Below are 19,440 nucleotides of genomic sequence, written 5' to 3' on the forward strand. Positions count from 1 at the left end.
CGCGTTAATCCTCTACCACTATCCGTACCTTCGCTCCGTCTGGCAGGCCCCTGCACGCGTTTCCGATGCATGCCCCAGCACTCATATTGTCAGAGGGATTTATCGCTCGAACACTAGCACCTGAACCACCTTCTCTAAACATTGCCGGCGGATATTCATCAAGCTGCTTTCCTGGCACTTTAGGGATTCCACCAGTGGATGCCGCACGATTGGCGTCAGCACCGTCCCGTGCGATTGTCAGTACACTTGGTTTTCCAGCAGCAATTGCGTCCTTTGCATGTAGCGCGGCTTCGCCTTGAGCCTTTACGGATAGTCGAATTGTCTTCGCACCCGCATCTCCAACCAGCGGCACAAAACCGACTACAGCCGCTGAAATACTGGCAACGCTCGGATCTTGATACGCCTCAACAATTCCCTTCGCGTCCCCAACAATCGGCGTGAAGTCCAAAGCCAATTCCGCCGCCGGCCTAAGTTCACTCAATGAGGGCATTGTAACCGCGCCACCATTGCACGCCGAGCTCGCATTCGGGTTATCGCAAATGCGTCCGTCCGGATCGATATTGGTGTATGGATTGTTGTTGGCGTACCAGTAGCGGTTGAAGTTGTTTCCCGTTGCTCCATCGGCCGTTATCGGATCGACGCTCAAGAACCTTCCGAACTGCGGATCGTAATAGCGCTGCTGCATATACGTCAGCCCGGTCGCCGCATCCTGTACGTGACCGGTGAAGCCCACCCCACCATAGCTGGGCTTGCCGATGATGGCCCCGTACGGCTCGTAATCATTGCGTTCGATGACCTGCCCTGCCGCATTGGTCACCGCCACCACACTGCCCAATGCGTCGGTATGGATGTACTCCACCGTGGTCTGCGCCTGGGCGGTGGCGGCCAAAAAAACGGTGCCCAACCACAACAAACACTTCCCTAATCCGTTCATTCTCCTGCTCCTTCTGTCCGCATGATGATCACCGGATCACACGGTGCTGGACAGGGATCTTGAACCACCACTATTTGGACCGACGAGTACGGGCTACAGCCCGAACCATTGCAGGCGCGGACTCTATACCAATAGGAGCCAGAGCCACGGCCAGGCATATTCGCGCTTGTGCCGGTTCCGTTATATACCTGGTACCAGTGACTTCCACCGACAAAGGTTTCTTCCAACTGATAGTTACCAGCGCCGGCGACCGCTGTCCAACTCAGGTCATACGACCAATTCACGTCCACCAATCCCGGTGCATATAGCGTTGGAGCTGTACCAGGTGCCGGTGCCGGTGGAACCACGACCGTTGCGAGCGATGAGTAAGGACCGCAGCCGGCTACATTGCAGGCACGTACGCGGTAGTCGTAGCTGCCCACCGCGCGCCCCGTCAGTGCGACAGATGTTCCCGCTGCATCGTGAATCACGCCCCAAGCGCCGGTGTTGAAGCGTTGCTCCAATTGGTAGCTGGTCGCCGTGGCAATGGCATTCCAACTGACCGCGTAGCTTCCGGTGCTGCTGCTTGCCGGCGCGCTGAGCGTCGGTGCCGTCGCGGGTGCCCGGGTGACCTGGACTGTCGCCATCGACGAGTAAGGTCCGCACCCGGCCAGATTGCAGCCGCGTGCACGGTAGCGATAGGTCCCGGTTGCCCGCCCTGACATGGCCAGACTGGTCGCTGCCGCGTTATGAATCGTGCTCCAGTTGCCTCCATTGAACTGTTCATCCAGTTCGTGACGAACCGCAGCGCCTACCTGCCCCCAGCTCACCGTGTAACTGCCGGTCAGGTTCGTTGCTGGCGCGGAGAGTGTTGGTGCGCCCGTCGGTGACAACACCACCAGCACGCTCAGCGCGGACGAATACGCGCTACAGCCGGCCGCATTGCAGGCCCGCAAGCGGTATTCATACGTTCCGGCCGTCCGTCCTGTAAGCGTCTTGCTGGTCAAGGGACCGTTGTGGACGGTTACCCAGGCGCCGCCGGCCGGGCGCTCATCCAGTTCGTACCTGTCCGACGTAGCCACCGCACTCCACGTCACCGCGATGCTACCCGTCGTGTTGGGCGTGGATGCCACAGGCGTTGGGGATGTGGCTGGCGAATAGAATGCCTGCGTACTGGCCGCTGCCGAGGTCGGCCCGCAGCCAGCCGGGTTGCAGGCCTTGACCCGGTAGCTGTAGCTGCCGGCGGCCTTGCCGCTGTAGGCCCTGCTCTGGCTGGCGGTGTTCTGCACGCTGGCCCAGCTGCCACCATTGGCGCTCTCTTCCAGCGTATAGGTGGTCGCGCCCCCGACGGCCGTCCAGCTGACCGTGTAGGTGCCGTTGGGGGCGCTGGCCGGCACGCTCAGGCTCGGGGCGCTGGCCGGCGGCAGTTCCACCGTGGTGGTACCGGTGGCGCTCCAACCACTGCAACTGCTGGCCTGACAGGCGCGCACCCGGTAGCCGTAACTGCCGCTGCCTTTGCCGGTGTAGGCCTGGCTGGTAGCCGTCCCGCTGTAGGCCGCCGCCCAGCTGCCGCCATTGACCGCTTCCTGCAGTTCATAGCTGGTGGCTGTCGGTGTTGCCGTCCAGCTGACGGTGTAGCTGCCGTTGCCGCTGTAGCCGGGCGTGGTCAGGCTGGGCGTACCCGGCGCCACCACCGTGGTGACTTTGGCCACCAGGCTGCCGGCCAGGGTGACGTACTCGTAGTGCTTGCCGGTGCGGTGGTCTTCCTGCCGCCGCAGTGTGCCGTCCTGGCCGTACATCGACAGGATGGGCACCTGCGCAGGATTGTTGGCCTGCACCCGCCGGCCGTGGCCGTCGTAGCGGTAGGTTTCCTGGTTGGCCGCTTCGCGCAGCCGGTTGCCGTAGTCGAACGCATACTGCTGGCCGTTCTTGTTGGACAGATTGCCCTGCTCGTCGTACCACAGTCCCACAATCGCGGCATTGGCGCTGTTCTGGATGCTCAGCAATCGGTTGGTGTTGGGTTCGTAGTAATAGCTGGCGTAGTCCTTTACCCCGGCCAGCTTCCAGGATTTGAGGTTGTCCACCGCATCGTAGGTAAAGCGGTGCCAGTGGTCGCCGCCGAACATCGCCGAGCCGGCCGCCGTCAGCCGGTCCAGGCCGTCGTACTGCAAGGTGCGGCTGTAGTTGGTCCCGCGCACCAGGTCGTGAATCTGCGCCGGGTTGCCGTTGCGGTCGTAGGCGTACTCGTAGCCGGTGGCATTGCCCGACTGCACCCGCAGCGGCAGCTGGCGCGCGTTCTGGGTCATCGAATGCACGATGCCATTGCCGTAGGTGAACTGCTTCACCGCCCCGTTGGGGTAATAGCTCACGCCGGTGGCGTAGTTGCCCGCCTGAGTCGGTTGCCCCAGCGCATTGGGCGCGAAGGCAACCTGCAAGCCGCTGGGGTAGTTCAGTTGGGCCAGGGCGCCATTGCCGTCGTACTGGTAGCCCAGGCTCCAGGTATACCCCGGCTGGCTGATGCTCTCGCTGGTCAGCAGGCGCCGCTTGTTGTAGCTGTAGCTATTGACGACCGGTTGGCCGCCATTGCTGTTCCAGGTACTGATGGTGTCCGGCAAACCATCCAAGGTGTAGTCCCACACCTGGTTGCCGCGCCCGTCCGGGAAACTCAGCGTCTTGAGGCGGTTGCGGGCGTCGTACGTGCGGCTCACCTTGCGGGCGGCCACCGCCACGGCGGTACCGTTCGGCTCGCAGGCCGTCCCGGCCGCCAGCCCGGCCGACGACCAGGCCAGGTTGCCGGCCCCGTCATAGCCCATCAGCGTGGCGCCGGTCTCCGGCTCGACGCTGCGGCACAACTCCTGGTGGACGTTGTAGGCGTAGCTGCGCGTGACCAGCTGCGTATTGCCGGCATCGCGCCGGGTCAAGGCCGTCGGCTTGCCGAACACGTCGCGGGCAATGTCGGTGCGGGCGTTCTCCGGGTGCTGCACCCATACCGGGGCGTCGTAACTGGGCTGGCCGAAGACCTGGTAACCGGTCAGCGTCACCTGGTTGCGCGGGTTGGTCACCCGGGTCTGGTGGTTCGGCAGGTACTCGGTCAGCGTCGTCAGCGGGGTGTCTTCGCTGTCCTGCGAGACCGAGGTCACCCGGCCCAGCGCGTCGTACTCGGTCCAGGTGCCGGTGCTCAAGGCATCCGTGGTGCCCGGGTAGGACGCGAAGGTGGTGCGGCCTGCGTGGTCATAGGTGAAGCGACTGAAGCGCTGGGTACCCGCGACATTGGCGGTGTCGTACTCGCGTACCACCAGCGGCCGCCACAGCGCATCGAAGTAGCGTACCTGGCGCGCATTGCCGGTGCTCACCGTCTGCCGCCAGTGGCCGGCCGCAATGCCGTACTCGTTGGCCGCTACCGGCTCGAACACCTGGGTGGTGTTGTTCCACACCGTCGTGTCACCGGTTGGGTAAGCCGCGCTGGCCAGCCGACCCATCGCGTCATAGGTGTAGTTGCTCGCAAAGCCGTTCTCGTCGGTCACCTGGGTCACCCAGCCCGACGGGTTCACCACCGCCGACTGGGTGCGGGTGTCGGCATAGGTGATGCTGCGCGGAATGCCGCGGTACCAGTCGCTCAACGTGGTGGTGCGGTTGTTGCCGTCCTTGACCGTGGCCACCGTACCGTCGGCGTTGTAGGTCAGCGTCTGCACCAGCTTGCCAGAGGTTCCCGTCGTGCCCGGACCGTAGTAACGCAGCGGTAACGCCGTCGTCCCGTCATACTCGGCCCGCGACACCACCACGTTGGGCGAGGTATTGGTGTTGGTCACGCTCAGCGTCTGCCCCAGCACCCACTGGGACAGGTTGTCGTGGTAAGCCGTCACGTCCGTGCGGGTGTGCCAGGGACTCTGCCGCGTCACGCTCAACGGGCGGGCAAAGTTGTCGAAAGCGTTGACTTGATGAATGTAAGGCGCCGTACTGGATCCACTCGATGGCGTCGAGCCCCATTCCACCGGTCCCGCAATGTCACCGTCCTGCAGGACAGTTATTTTCTTTATTGGCCGGTTTTGAATACTGGAAATGTCATGACTTCCGGAGAGATAGCCAAACTCCTTCGGAAATGGCATTGAGGCTACTTCAGTCTCGCTGACATACTCGTTCAGCTCTGCCCTCAGAATATGGCCATCACTCCGACGCCGATACTTGCCCTGCAGTCGGCCATCGTTGTAATTGAACAATACCCCAAAGACGTACTCGTCTTTGCTACCGTCAGGCTGGTTGACTATGACGGACTTCTCTTGGTCGCAAGTAGTGCAGTACACCCCACTGTAGTTTGCGCGCCCTGTCAGCGGATCACCATACGCGTAAGTCCACTGCTGCGGTGACAAGCCTGGACCGGTGATGGTTTTTCTATCCAGCGAGAACAGGTAGTAGTAGTCAGGGATGGCGAGCGACCAATGCTGCTCACCGTTTATGACACCTTCCAGCACACAGGCAGTGGCGGGAGTGCCGCTGATGCCATGACGGAGATACTCGAATCGGAACTCGCCCACGGCACCGGCCGGATGGGTAACTGTCAGACCGAAGCTCGCGTGGTCAGGCAACGGTTCGATGCAACTAGGACCTCCAATGCTTCCGTCTTGGATCGATGGAACTATGCTGAGCCCGCCGTTGTACAGATACTGCCAGCGCGACTGGTCCGGCAAGGTCACCATGGTCAGCGCGCGCGCGCGCGGATGGATGCTGAAGTACAGACTGCTGTGATAGGTATAGTGCCAATCACGGCCATGAGCGCTCGCCTTAATAATGCGACCGTCGCTGTAGGTCAGCGTAATGATGCGCCCGTCACTGGCAACGATGCGGTTGAGCTGATCGCCCGAATATTCGTAATCGACGTAATTGCCGAACCGGTCCTGGACCCGCGTGGCCATCAGATAGATCTTAGTCCGGTTCAGCGCTACTTCGCCCCAACCGGAAGCGGGCTTGCGGGTCACCCCGCCAGCTCGCTCAATGGCGTAGTTGAAGACGTACTGCGTGCCCTGGCTGTCCACGGCGATGAAACCTTGGCCCGGGTAGTTGAGCATGCTGGTGCACTTGAAGCGCAACTGTTCGCGGGTGTTCCAGTAGTAAGCTTGCCCGTCCGTAGGCTGGACGTTGCCCGAGGTGGCATTCCAAAGTACCGTCTGGTCACCTTGGCCTGGCAAGTGCACTTTAGTCCCGGTCCATACCTCGTGCTGGGAAAACGGCGCATCGACACGGGGGTAGAAGGGCTGCGAACAGCGGTCAGTGGCTGTATTGCCGCCGGTGTTCCACTTGTAGTCGGAAGGGAAGACACCGTACATATACGGGACCTCCAAGTCCCATGCGCCAAAACCACCCAAACTATCGGCATCGTTGCGCAACTCGACCTTGAAGCTGCGCCCGAGCCGTACCGACAATGCATGATTGCCGGGAAGATCAATATCCGTGACCGAAAATTCGGTTGCTCCGTTGTAGAGGCTGACGTTGTCACCGAACAAGTCCGACTTGAGCGGCGCCACCATCTCCGCAGCCTTCACCAACTTGTCATATTCCTGGTACGGCGTGGTCTGCGCCAGTGCCATCGAACACGTCGCCATCGACACGGTGGCAAGCCACCCCAAGTGCCTTGTCTTCATTGTTTTCCCTATGTCCGCCTAGGACAAATTCCCCTGGGTCCCCACCCGTAACACACTTCTCGCGGCCCCAAGAGCACAACATAACGCCATGGTCCAGCGAAGAAAAGTGCAACCTGCAAGTAAATGTGTGAACCTGACAACTGGCGGCGTCATCGCAACAAAAAAGCGGGCCGAAGCCCGCTTTTTCGCAACGCTTGCGATGCCGTGCAGCGGCTTATTCGGCCGGCACGCCCTCGCCTTCTTCGACGGCCTTGATCGACAGGCGGATGCGGCCCTGCTTGTCGACTTCCAGCACCTTGACCTTGACCACGTCGCCTTCCTTCAGCTTGTCGCTGACCTTCTCCACGCGCTCGCTGGAAATCTGCGAAACGTGGACCAGGCCGTCCTTGCCCGGCAGGATGGTGACGAACGCGCCGAAGTCCATGATCTTGGCGACCTTGCCTTCGTAGATGCGGCCCGGCTCCACGTCGCTGGTGATCTGTTCGATGCGGGCCTTGGCGGCCTGGGCAGCGGCGGCATTGACCGAGGCGATGACGATGGTGCCGTCGTCCTGGATGTCGATCTGGGTGCCGGTTTCCTTGGTGATGCCCTGGATGGTGGCGCCGCCCTTGCCGATCACTTCGCGGATCTTGTCCGGGTGGATCTTGATGGTCAGCAGGCGCGGGGCATAGTCGCTCAGCTCCTCGCGCGGCGCGGTCAGCGCCTGGGCCATTTCGCCCAGGATGTGCAGACGCCCGGCCTTGGCCTGTTCCAGCGCCTTCTTCATGATCTCTTCGGTGATGCCTTCGATCTTGATGTCCATCTGCAGCGCGGACACGCCGTTGGAGGTACCGGCCACCTTGAAGTCCATGTCGCCCAGGTGATCTTCGTCACCCAGGATGTCGCTCAGCACGACGAAGTCGTCGCCTTCCTTGACCAGGCCCATCGCAATGCCGGCCACCGGTGCGGTGATCGGCACGCCGGCATCCATCAGCGCCAGCGAGCTGCCGCACACCGAAGCCATCGACGAGGAACCGTTGGATTCGGTGATTTCCGACACCACGCGGATGGTGTACGGGAAGGCTTCCAGGCTCGGCATCACCGCCAGCACGCCGCGCTTGGCCAGGCGGCCATGGCCGATTTCGCGGCGCTTGGGGCCCATCATGCGGCCGGCTTCGCCCACCGAGTACGGGGGGAAGTTGTAATGGAACAGGAAGTTGTCCTTGTACTCGCCCGACACGGCGTCGATGACCTGGCCGTCGCGCGCGGTGCCCAGCGTGGTGACCACGATGGCCTGGGTTTCGCCGCGGGTGAACAGCGCCGAGCCGTGGGTACGCGGCAGCACGCCCACCTTGGAGGTGATGGGACGCACGGTGTCCAGCGCACGGCCGTCGATGCGGACCTTGGTGGACAGCACCGAACCGCGCATGGTCTGGTATTCCAGCTCGCCGAATTCCTTGGACAGCTCGCCAGCGCTCCAGCCATCGGCTTCGGCGCGGCCTGCCAGCTGCTGCATCACATCCTTCTTGATGGCGGCGATGGCGTCGCGGCGCTGCAGCTTGTCGCGCACCTGGAAGGCGGTTTCCAGCTGGCTGCCCACGGCTTCCTTCAACGCCGAGATCAGCGCTTCGTTCTTGGCCGGGGCCGACCATTCCCAGTTCTTGGTGCCGGCTTCGACGGTCAGCTCGTTGATGATGTTGATGACCTTCTGCATTTCGCGGTGGCCGAACATCACCGCGCCCAGCATCACGTCTTCGGACAGCTCGGCGGCTTCGGATTCGACCATCAGCACGGCGTTGGAGGTGCCGGCGACGACCAGTTCCAGCTTGGAATCCTTCAGCTCGCTGACGGTCGGGTTGAGCACGTATTCGCCGTTGATGTAGCCGACCTTGGCCGCGCCGATCGGGCCGTTGAACGGCGCGCCGGTCAGGGCGACGGCGGCGGAGGCGCCGATCAGCGCCGGGATGTCGCCGTCGATTTCCGGGTTCAGCGACATCACCGTGGCGATGACCTGCACTTCATTGCGGAACTCTTCCGGGAACAACGGGCGCAGCGGACGATCGATCAGGCGCGAGATCAGCGTTTCCTTCTCGGTGGCGCGGCCTTCGCGCTTGAAGAAGCCGCCGGGGATGCGGCCGCCGGCGTAGAACTTCTCCTGGTAGTCGACCGTCAGCGGGAAGAAGTCCTGCCCTTCGCGGGCCGACTTCGCCGCCACGGCGGTGACCAGCAGTACGGTGTCATCGAACTTGACGATGACCGCACCGCCGGCCTGGCGGGCGATTTCGCCGGTTTCCAGGGTGACCTGGTGCTTGCCGTACTGGAAGGTTTTGGTGATTTTTGCCACGTTGATTCCTTAGCGATATAGCTTTTTCGGGTGAACCGCAGGCGACCCTTGCCGCAGGCGGCTGGCCGGGTTTTTCCGGCCGTTATTGCGATGGGTATTTCTTGGCCGTGTCGGCCGGGCGCAACGCATTCCATTCCCTGAAATGCAAACCGCGGCGCATTGCTGCGCCGCGGCGGGGGATTGCATCAGCGACGCAGGCCGAGTTTCTCGATCAGGGTCTTGTAGCGCTCGTTGTCTTTCTTCTTGAGGTAGTCAAGCAGGCTGCGGCGGCGGTTGACCAGCTGCAGCAGACCACGGCGGCTGTGGTGATCTTTCTTGTGGGTCTTGAAGTGGCCGCTCAGCTGTTCGATGCGGGCGGTGATCAGCGCGACCTGGACTTCCGGCGAGCCGGTGTCGTTGGCGCCGCGCTTGTTTTCTTCAATGACTTTCTGGGTATCGATGGACATGGGTTTTCTCTGAGATGCGTGGCCTGCAGGAACGCCGGGGATACCGGGGTAAACCGGAGCACCGCTGGGCTCGCCGTAAACGAAAGGAAGTTGCCGTGAAATCGGCCGCGGAATTGTAGCCGCGGAAGCCTTGTGAAACAAGGTTTTATTGCGCCGCGGGCGGTTCCGGGCCGGCATCGCCGCCGGCCCGGACGAACAGGCGCTGCGGCGACAGCAGGCCGCCTTCATCCACGCGGCCCAGTCCCAGCACCTGTCCCAGCGGGCCATAGACCGCCACGGTATCCGCCGCCGCCCAGGGTCCGCGCAGGCGTTGGCCCATGCCCAGCCGCCGGGCGCCTTCTTCATCCAGCCGCAGCTGCGGGTAACCGCTCAGGCCTGCCTCGATCGGCAGCAGGCAGGCATCCAGGGCCGCCTCGCCTTCCTGTTCAGCCAGCGTCTGCAGTTGCTCCAACGTGAACATGCGCGGCGAAACGAACGGTTCGACCCACAGCCGGCGCAGGGCGGCCACATGCGCACCGCAGCCCAGCGCTTCGCCCAGGTCCCGGACCAGGCTGCGCACATAGGTGCCGGAGCCGCATTCCACCCGCAGGGTCAGCCGGTCCTGCTGCCGTCCGGTCACGCTGATGGCATGCACCTCCACCTCCCGCTCCGGCGCCTCGATGGCCTCGCCGCGGCGGGCCTTGGCATACAGCGGCTCGCCGCCCTGTTTCAACGCCGAATAGATCGGCGCACGCTGGCGGATCCGGCCGCGCAACGGCGCCAGCGCCGCTTCCAGCGCGACATCGTCGATTTGCGGCACCGCGCGCTGGCGCAGCACGGCGCCGTCGGCATCGTCGGTATCGGTGGTCGCACCCAGCACGGCGACCGCGTCATAGGCCTTGCGCGAGCCCAGCAGCAGGCCGGCGATCTTGGTGGCCTCGCCGAAGCACAGCGGCAGCAGACCGGTCGCCAGCGGGTCCAGGCTGCCGGTATGCCCGCCCTTTTCGGCGCGAAACAGCCGCCGCGCCTGCTGCAGCGCCTGGTTGGAACTGATGCCCTGCGGCTTGTCCAGCAGCAGGATGCCATCGAGGCGGCGGAATTTGATTCGGCTCATGGGATGTAGAAAGCACCGCGTTCCTTCTCCCCTTGGGAGAAGGGCCTGCCCCGCACTTGATACGGGGTGCCCGAAGGGCGGATGAGGGAAAGCACCATCAGACCGCGAAAGTGCGTTGACGCTGGGAGTTGTTTCCCTCATCCGGTGCTGCGCGCTCCGGCCCTGCGCCTGGCGCAGGGCGTTCAGCCGTGCGCGAGCCAATGGCTGGCAACCGCACGCCGTCACCCCGGAGGGAGAAGGAAAGCAAGCATTTACTCGGAGTCGGGCTCGCCGGATGGCGGCAAGTCGCGCAGCAGATTGTCGATGCGCTCGCCGCGGTCCACCGAGTCGTCGTAGTGGAAATGCAGTTCGGGTACATGGCGCAGCTTCATCCGCCGCGCCAGTTCCATGCGCAAGCCCCAGGCCAGTTCCTTCAGGCCCTTGAGCGCTTCGACCGAGCGCTCAGGCATCAGCGCGGTGACGAACACCTTGGCATGGGCCAGATCGCGGGTGACCTCGACATCGGACACGCTGACCGACGGCAGCCCGTGTTCGCGCACGGCTTCATGCACCAGCGTGCCCAACTCGCGGCGGAGCTGGGCGGAAACGCGGTCGGTGCGGTGGAAGGTCTTGGCCATAGAGCTAGAAACCAGTGGAGAGAAACGAGGAACGAGGAGTGAGAAACGAGTGGGGGCCGATCCAGGAGAAGGAATGAGCCAACGCTTTTACTCGTTTCTCACTCCTCCCCACTCGTTCCTCGCTGTTACAGCGTGCGCTGCACTTCGATGCGCTCGAAGCATTCGATCTGGTCGCCCGGCTTGACGTCGTTGTACTGCTTCACGCCGATGCCGCACTCGGTGCCGTTGCGCACTTCGTCGACGTTCTCCTTGAAGCGGCGCAGCGATTCCAGTTCGCCTTCGAACACCACGGTGCTGTCGCGCAGCACGCGGATAGGCTTGTTGCGCTTGACCGTGCCCTCCACGACCATGCAGCCGGCCACCGCGCCGAACTTGGAGCTGCGGAACACATCGCGGACCTCGGCGATACCGATGATCTCCTCGCGGATTTCCACGCCCAGCATGCCCGACGCCACCTGCTTCACCTGATCGATCACGTCGTAGATGATCGAGAAGTAGCGCAGGTCCACGCCATTGGCTTCGACGATGCGGCGCGCAGCCGCGTCGGCGCGCACGTTGAAGCCGATCACCGTGGCCTTGGAAGTGACCGCCGAATTGGCGTCGGACTCGGTGATGCCGCCCACGCCCGCGTGGATGATGTTGATGCGGATCATCTCGTTGGACAGCGCCACCAGCGAATGCTTCAGCGCCTCCACCGAACCCTGCACGTCGGCCTTGATGACCAGGTTCAGCACCTGCTGGCCCTCGCCCTTGCCCAACTGCGACATGATGTCTTCCATGCGGCTGCCGGCCGACTGCACCAGGCGCGACTCGCGCCGCTTGGCATCGCGCTGCTGCGCCACATCCTTGGCCAGGCGTTCGTCGGCCACCACGACGAAGTCGTCGCCGGCATCGGGCACACCGGACAGGCCGAGCACCTGCACCGGAATCGACGGCCCCGCCGACACCGGCTGACCGCCGGTTTCGTCGAACAGCGCGCGCACGCGGCCGTACTGGACGCCGCACACCAGATAGTCGCCCTTCTTCAGCGTGCCCTGCTGCACCAGCACCGTGGCGACTGGGCCGCGGCCCTTGTCCAGCGAGGATTCGATGACCACGCCGGTGGCGCGGCCTTCGTACATCGCCTTCAGCTCCAGCACTTCGGCCTGCAGCGAGATCGCATCCAGCAAGGCATCGATGCCGGTGCCGACCTTGGCCGACACTTCGACGAACTGGGTATCGCCGCCGAATTCTTCCGCCACCACTTCCTGCGCCAGCAGTTCGTTCTTGACCCGCAGCGGGTCGGCGTCGGATTTGTCGACCTTGTTGACCGCCACGATCAACGGCACGCCGGCCGCCCGCGCATGCTGCACCGCTTCGATGGTCTGCGGCATCACGCCGTCGTCGGCGGCGACCACCAGCACGACGATGTCGGTGAGCTTGGCGCCGCGCGCGCGCATCGCGGTGAACGCGGCGTGGCCGGGGGTATCCAGGAAGCTGATGACGCCGCGCGGGGTTTCCACATGGTAGGCGCCGATGTGCTGGGTGATGCCGCCGGCTTCGCCGGTGGCGACCTTGGTGCGGCGGATGTAGTCCAGCAGCGAGGTCTTGCCGTGGTCGACGTGGCCCATGATGGTGACCACCGGCGGACGCGGCAGCTTGTCGCCCTGCACTTCCTCCGAATGCGCCAGCAGTTCGCTTTCGGCATCGTCGTTGCCGGCACGGACAACGTTGTGGCCGAGTTCTTCGGTCACCAGCGCCGCGGTGTCGTGGTCGATGGTCTGGGTGATGGTGGCCATCACGCCCATCTTGAACAGCGCCTTGACCACGTCGCCGCCCTTCAGCGCCATCTTCTGCGCCAGATCGGCCACGGTGATGGTGTCGCCGATGGCGACATCGCGCACCACCGGCGCGGTCGGACGCTCGAAACCGTGCGCGCCGCCGCCGCCGCGCGACTGCTCGTGGCGGCGCGGCTTGGGCTTGCCGCGCGAGGTGCTGCGGCGTGCGCGGTCGGCCGCGGACAGATGCAACTGGCCGGCAAAACGCTGGGTGCTGTCGTCGTCCTCGACGCCGGCGACCATCGCATGCGAGCCACGGGTCTTGTGCTTGTGGGCAGCGGTGCCCGGGCGCTCTTCCACGCGCGGCGGCTCCTTGCGCGCCGGCGGTTTGGGCACATGATGCCCGCCCGGCTTGGCCGGACGCGCGGCTTCGCCATCTTCGCCGGCCACAACGCCCGCCGCGGCAGCGGCGGCTTCGGCCTCGGCCTGCAGGCGCGCGGCCTCGGCCTCGGCACGGGCGGCTTCCTCTTCCTGCCGCTGCTGCGCCAGCTGTTCGGCGCGCCGTCTGTCTTCTTCGGCCAGCCGCTTCTGTTCTTCCAGATTGCGCTGCTTGGATTCTTCCAGCTTGCGCAGGATCTCGGCGCGCTCGGCATCCATCTCCTGGGCCGGGGTTTCGCCTTCGGCCGGCTTGACGTAGGTGCGCTTCTGCCGCACTTCCACATTCACCGTGGTCTTGGTGCGGCCGGCAGCGACCGTCACTTCCTGAACCTTGCGGCGATTGAGCGTGATCTTCTTCGGTACCGCCACGTCATCGGCCGGCTTTTCCGCCTTGCCATGGGTGCGGCGCAGGAAGCCGAGCAGCTTCATCTTCTCGGTACTGGTCACGACCTGGTCGGGGCCGCTGAAGCTCATGCCGGCCTCGGCCAGCTGCTCGAGCAGTTTCTCGACAGGCGTGTTGACCAGTTCGGCCAGCTTGCGGATGGTGGTTTGCTGCGACATTCGGATCCTAGGTTCTGTTTTGCGCCCCCACGCCGGTTGCGGAGGAAGCGCGGATTTTAAGCCCTGAAGGGGTCAGGGCGGCGTTCATCGACGGCTCATACGCCGCGCTCCAGGCGGGCCAGGGCGGCGCTCATTCGCCACGCTCCAAACGGGCAATCTCCTCGGCGCGGGCGGCCAGGATCAGCGCCGCGGCGCGTTCCTCGTCCAGCCCCTCGATGCCGAACTCGACCACTTCGTCTGCCGCCAGGTCGGACAGGTCCTCGCTGGTGCGGACACCATGCGAAGCCAGCGCGTAGGCGGTTTCCTCGTCCATGCCTTCCAATGCCAGCAGGTCTTCGGCCGGCTGATGCTCTTCCAGGCCCTCTTCCTCGGCCAGCGCTTCGTTCAACAGCGCGTCGCGGGCACGGGCGCGCAGCTCTTCCACGATGTCCTCGTCGAAGCCTTCCACCGCCAGCAGCTCGCCGACCGGCACATAGGCGATTTCCTCGACAGTGTTGAAGCCCTCGCTGACCAGGATGGCGGCGATTTCCTCGTCCACTTCCAGCTTGTCCATGAACAGCTGGCGGGCCACGGCCTGCTCGGCCTCGGACTTGGCGGCGACCTGGTCCTGGGTCATCACGTTCAGCTGCCAACCGGTCAGGCGGCTGGCCAGGCGCACGTTCTGGCCGCCCTTGCCGATGGCCTGGGCCAGGCGGTCTTCGGCCACGGCCAGATCCATCGAATGCTTTTCTTCATCGACGATGATCGACTGCACTTCCGCCGGCGCCATCGCGTTGATGACGAAGGTGGCCGGATTGTCGTTCCACAGCACGATGTCCACGCGCTCGCCGTTGAGCTCGTTGGACACCGCCTGCACGCGCGAACCGCGCATGCCGATGCAGGCGCCGATGGGGTCGGTACGGGTGTCGTGGGCCAGCACCGCGATCTTGGCGCGGTCGCCGGGGTCGCGCGCGCAGGCCTTGATCTCGACCAGGCCCTGGCCCACTTCCGGCACTTCCAGCTTGAACAGCTCGATCATGAATTCCGGTGCGGCGCGGCTGATGAACAGCTGCGGGCCGCGCGGTTCGGAGCGCACGTCGAACAGATAGCCGCGCACGCGGTCGCCGGCGCGCAGCACATCGCGCGGGATGCCCTTGTCCTTGGGGATAAAGGCTTCCGCGTTGCCGCCCAGGTCCACGTAGATGTTGCCGCGCTCGGCGCGCTTGACCACACCGGTGACCAGTTCGCCCACCCGGTCCTTCCAGGCATCCACCACCTGCGCGCGCTCGGCTTCGCGCACGCGCTGCACGATGACCTGCTTGGCGGCCTGGGCGGCGATGCGGCCGAAATCCGGGTTTTCGATCTGCTCTTCGATCCAGTCGCCGACTTCGGCGCCGTCGCTCTCGTCGACCGCGTCCATCAGGCGGATCTGGCGGTCGGGCGATTCCATCACCACGTCGTCGGCCACCACTTCCCAGCGGCGGAAGGTTTCGTAGGTGCCGTCCTTGTGGTCGATGGTGACGCGCACCTGCACGTCCTGCTCCGGGTAACGCTTCTTGGCGGCGGACGCCAGCGCGGCTTCGATCGCATCGAAGATCACTTCGCGCGGCACGCCTTTTTCATTGGCCACCGCGTCCACCACCAGCAACAATTCCTTACTCATCTATCACTCCGCGCGCGGCTTTGCGGCCGCCGGTTGGTTGGGTTTTTTCTTGCCTGTCTTTTTCGGAGCCGGCTTGCCTGCTCCGGATTTCTTGGAAGCGGCCTGCTTGCCGCCTCCGGATTTCGGTTTTTCCGGCGCCAGACCCAGCGCCGCCCAGTCCGGCACCAGCCGCGCCTTGTCGATGTTGTCGAAGGCGACGATCAATTCGGCGCCGTCGACCGTGAACGCCACGCGGTCGCCGTCGATACGGGTAATTTCGCCCTGCAAGCGGCGGCGCCCTTCCTGCGGCAGCTTCAGCGCGACCTTGGCGACCTGGCCCTGGTAGCGCGCCAACTGGTCCAGCGTGAACAGCGGCCTGTCGATGCCGGGAGAGGATACCTCCAACGTGTAGTTGCCGGAAATCGGATCCTCCACGTCCAGTTGCGCCGAGACCTCGCGGCTGACCGCCTCGCAATCGTCGATGCCGACCATGCGTTCAGGCTGCTCGTTCTCCGGCACGTCGATGTAAAGCCGCAGCGTGGCGCCGCCCGGCGCCGGCAGATATTCGGCGCCCAGCAGCTCAAGCCCGAGGGCCTGTACCGTCGGGGCCAGCAGGTTAGCGATTTGGATTGCCTTGTCGCTCACATGGTGACCTTTGGCCAGGAGATTGGAACTGGGGGTGCGGAAACGACAAAGGGCCCGATGGGCCCCTTGTCCGATACGCTGGATTCCGGTGCGAAGATGGGAACATTCATCTTCGCGTGCCCGAGTTTCAGTTTCCCGGCGGTTCCCGATAGAGAAACCGCCGGGCCTGAAAACTTGGTAGCGGGGGCAGGATTTGAACCTGCGACCTTCGGGTTATGAGCCCGACGAGCTGCCAGACTGCTCCACCCCGCAGCAGAAGCGGAATTATGACGATTCAGGGAGTTTATTGCAAGCCTGAATCGCATCGAAAACAAAATACGCCAACAACGCTGCAACCGATGGACGCCAAAGCCAGCGGCAAGCGCAGGTATCAGCCTTCAGTCGCCGGACGGTACCGGCGGCGGCACTCAGACGGCGAATGCCTGCTGGCACCAGGCCATGATCGGGTTCCAGGCGATGCCCAGCGCCAGCAATGCGAGCGCGTTGACGCCGAACACGATCGGCACCACCCGGTCCTTGCGCGGCGGCGGTGCCGGACCGACCGGTTCATCGAAGTACATCACCTTGATCACGCGCAGGTAATAGAACGCGCCTATCACCGCGCAGACCACGCCCAGGATGGCCAGCCACAGGAAGCCGCCCTCGAGCACGGCGCCCAGCACCACCAGCTTGGCCCAGAATCCCAGGAACGGCGGCACGCCGGCCAGCGAGGCCATCACGCACAGGACCAGGCCGGCCTGCCAGGGGTTACGCGAGCTCAGGCCCTTGAAATCGTCGATCTTGTCGGCTTCGAAGCCCTGCCGCGACAGCACGATGATGGCGCCGAACGAGGCCGCCGACATGATCGCGTAGCTGATCGCGTAGAACATCGCCGCCGAATAACCCTGGGTGCCGCCGCCGACGAAACCCAGCAGCAGGAAGCCGACATGCGACACGGTCGAATAGGCCAGCATGCGCTTCAGATTGCTCTGCGCAATGGCAATCACGTTGCCGATGATCAGCGACGCCGCCGCCAGCCCGGCCAGCAGCCACTGCCATTGCTCGGCGGTAGCGCCGACGCCGGTTTCCAGCAGCCGGTAGGCCATGCCGAATGCGGCCAGCTTGGGACCGGTGCTGATGAACAGCGTCACCGGGGTCGGCGCGCCGTGGTAGACGTCCGGCAACCACATATGGAACGGCGCGGCGCCCAGCTTGAAGGCGACGCCGGCGACCATGAACACCACCCCGGTCAGCAACAGGCTGCGGTCGGCAAGCCCGGCGATGGCGGCATTGATGCCGCCCAGGTCCAGCGTGCCGGTGGCGCCGTAGATCAGCGACATGCCGTACAGCAGCAGACCCGAGGCCAGCGAACCCAGCACGATGTACTTCATTGCCGCTTCCGAGGACAGGCCATCGTCGCGGTTCAGCGCGACCAGCGCGTACGAGCACAGCGCCAGCAGTTCCAGGCCCAGGTAGACCATCACCAGGTTGCCGGCCGAAACCAGCATCATCATGCCGGCAGTGGCCAGCAACACCAGTACCGGTACCTCGCCTGGATACAGATCGCGTTCGCGCAGGTAGGGCCAGCCGTAGATCAGCGACAGGCCGCTGACCAGCAGGATCGCCAGCTTGACGACATTGGCCATCACGTCGCGGACGAACATGCCGTTGAATACCGTGCCCTGCCCGCCCACGCCGGCATAGACCATGTACAGCACCGCCGCCAGCAACAGCAGCGACAGGCCATGGGTGATGATGCGCTGGCGCTTGTCCAGGAACAGGTCCAGCATCAGCAGCGCGAACGCCCCGGCGATCAGGGTCACTTCCGGCAGCAGCGGCCACAGGTCGGCGGCGGTGGGTAGCATCGGCGTCGTCATCGTTCTTCCTTACAGCTTGCTGTTGGCGAGCTGCATCGCCAGTTGCGCTATCGAGGGCTCCATCAGGTCGGTCAGCGGCTTGGGATACAGGCCGATGGCCAGCACGCCGGCCGCAAACACGCCCAGCACCAGCGCCTCGCGCGCATTGATGTCCTTCAGTTCGGCGACGTGGGCATTGGCCACTTCGCCGTACATGACCCGCTTGATCAGCCACAGCGTATAGGCCGCGCCGATGACCAGCGTGCTGGCGGCGGCCAGCGCAATCAGCGGATGCTTCTGGAAGCTGGCCACGATGACCATGAATTCGCCGACGAAGCCGCTGGTGCCCGGCAGGCCGGCGTTGGCCATGCCGAACAGCACGAAGAACACCGCGAACCACGGCATCACATTGGCCACGCCGCCGTAGTCCTTGATCATGCGGGTGTGCATGCGGTCGTACAGCACGCCGACGCAGGAGAACATGGCGCCGGAAACGAAGCCGTGCGAGATCATCTGCACCATCGCGCCCTGCAGGCCCAGCCGCGCGCCGTCCAGGTTGCCGTAGTCGCGCATCATGCCGAAGGCGATGAAGATGCCCAGCGTGACGAAGCCCATGTGCGAAACCGACGAATAGGCGATCAGCTTCTTCATGTCGTCCTGCACCAGCGCCACCAGGCCGACGTAGATCACGCCGATCAGCGACAGCACGATCAGCAGCGTGGCCCACTCGTAGCCGGCATCGGGCACGATCGGCAGGCTGAAGCGCAGGAAGCCGTAGCCGCCGATCTTCAGCATGATCGCCGCCAGGATCACCGAACCGGCGGTCGGCGCCTCGACGTGGGCATCCGGCAGCCAGGTGTGCACCGGGAACATCGGCACCTTGACCGCGAAGGCGATCAGGAAGGCGAAGAACAGCCAGGTCTGCTCCTTGGCGTTGAGCTGCAATGCGTACAGATCCGCCAGCTGGAAGCTGCCCCCCTTGTTGTACAGGTAGATCAGCCCGATCAGCATGAACACCGAGCCGAGGAAGGTGTACAGGAAGAACTTCAACGAGGCATAGATGCGGCGCGGACCGCCCCAGACGCCGATGATCAGGAACATCGGGATCAGCATGGCTTCGAAGAACACGTAGAACAGCATCGCGTCCATCGCGCAGAACACGCCGATCATCATGCCTTCCAGGAACAGGAACGCCGCCACGTACTGGCTGACCCGCTTCTCGACCGAGCCCCAGGCGCCCACCAGCGCCAGCACCGTGGTCAGCGTGGTCAGCACGATCAGCGCCACCGAAATGCCGTCGGCGCCCAGCGAATACCAGATCTTGAATGCCGGCACCCAGGCATGCTTCTCGGCGAACTGCATGCCCGGATCGGCGAAATCGAACCCGGTCAGCAACGGGATGCTGATGGCGAAGGTCGCCAATGACACGACCAGCGCCAGCCAGCGCGCTGCGCTGGCGCGGGCATTGCCCAGGGCAAGCACCAGCGCACCGCCGACAATCGGCAGCCAGATCAGAAGACTAAGCAAGGGCCAGTTCGACACGTGTGATATCCGT

11 protein-coding genes and 1 tRNA gene are annotated in these 19,440 nt (G+C 64.2%); all 12 read right to left on the reverse strand.

Translation table 11 applies throughout. The features are described 5' to 3' along the window. Positions 1-4 precede the first annotated feature (4 nt). Entirely contained in the window at positions 5-934 is a 930-nt protein-coding gene (locus tag CRO39_RS13210; protein WP_097122419.1) for an RHS repeat-associated core domain-containing protein, read from the reverse strand. Next, positions 931-6,495, reverse strand: coding sequence for an RHS repeat protein (locus CRO39_RS13215; RefSeq protein WP_238394554.1), 5,565 nt, complete (start codon positions 6,493-6,495; stop codon positions 931-933). The genes CRO39_RS13210 and CRO39_RS13215 overlap by 4 nt, the downstream gene beginning before the upstream one ends. Positions 6,496-6,763: 268 nt before the next feature. Further along, entirely contained in the window at positions 6,764-8,872 is a 2,109-nt protein-coding gene (gene pnp / locus CRO39_RS13220; RefSeq protein WP_097122421.1) for a polyribonucleotide nucleotidyltransferase, read from the reverse strand. Between the two features lie 185 nt (positions 8,873-9,057). After that, positions 9,058-9,318 carry a 30S ribosomal protein S15 gene (gene rpsO, locus CRO39_RS13225; RefSeq protein WP_097122422.1) on the reverse strand — a complete coding sequence of 87 codons (261 nt, stop codon included), beginning with the start codon at positions 9,316-9,318 and terminating at the stop codon, positions 9,058-9,060. Positions 9,319-9,463: 145 nt separating this feature from the next. Further along, on the reverse strand, positions 9,464-10,411 hold the full coding sequence (truB, locus tag CRO39_RS13230) for a tRNA pseudouridine(55) synthase TruB (protein WP_097122423.1): 948 nt from the start codon (positions 10,409-10,411) through the stop codon (positions 9,464-9,466). Positions 10,412-10,662: 251 nt separating this feature from the next. Next, positions 10,663-11,028 carry a 30S ribosome-binding factor RbfA gene (gene rbfA / locus CRO39_RS13235; RefSeq protein ID WP_097122424.1) on the reverse strand — a complete coding sequence of 122 codons (366 nt, stop codon included), beginning with the start codon at positions 11,026-11,028 and terminating at the stop codon, positions 10,663-10,665. A gap of 125 nt (positions 11,029-11,153) precedes the next feature. Beyond that, positions 11,154-13,784, reverse strand: coding sequence for a translation initiation factor IF-2 (infB, locus tag CRO39_RS13240; RefSeq protein ID WP_097122425.1), 2,631 nt, complete (start codon positions 13,782-13,784; stop codon positions 11,154-11,156). Positions 13,785-13,914: 130 nt separating this feature from the next. Then, complete coding sequence (nusA, locus tag CRO39_RS13245) at positions 13,915-15,426, reverse strand: transcription termination factor NusA (RefSeq protein WP_097122426.1); 1,512 nt, start codon at positions 15,424-15,426, stop codon at positions 13,915-13,917. Positions 15,427-15,429: 3 nt separating this feature from the next. Then, positions 15,430-16,050 (reverse strand): ribosome maturation factor RimP, encoded by a 621-nt coding sequence (gene rimP / locus CRO39_RS13250; protein ID WP_097122427.1) that lies wholly within the window; start codon positions 16,048-16,050, stop codon positions 15,430-15,432. 175 nt (positions 16,051-16,225) lie between these two features. Further along, a tRNA-Met gene (locus CRO39_RS13255) sits at positions 16,226-16,302 on the reverse strand. 155 nt (positions 16,303-16,457) lie between these two features. Continuing rightward, the gene (gene nuoN, locus CRO39_RS13260; protein ID WP_097122428.1) at positions 16,458-17,906 is read right to left on the reverse strand and encodes an NADH-quinone oxidoreductase subunit NuoN; all 1,449 of its coding nucleotides are present in this window, start codon (positions 17,904-17,906) and stop codon (positions 16,458-16,460) included. A gap of 9 nt (positions 17,907-17,915) precedes the next feature. Continuing rightward, complete coding sequence (locus CRO39_RS13265; protein WP_097122429.1) at positions 17,916-19,427, reverse strand: NADH-quinone oxidoreductase subunit M; 1,512 nt, start codon at positions 19,425-19,427, stop codon at positions 17,916-17,918. Positions 19,428-19,440: the final 13 nt, after the last annotated feature.

The organism is Pseudoxanthomonas wuyuanensis (assembly GCF_900215535.1).
Taxonomy (GTDB): domain Bacteria; phylum Pseudomonadota; class Gammaproteobacteria; order Xanthomonadales; family Xanthomonadaceae; genus Pseudoxanthomonas_A; species Pseudoxanthomonas_A wuyuanensis.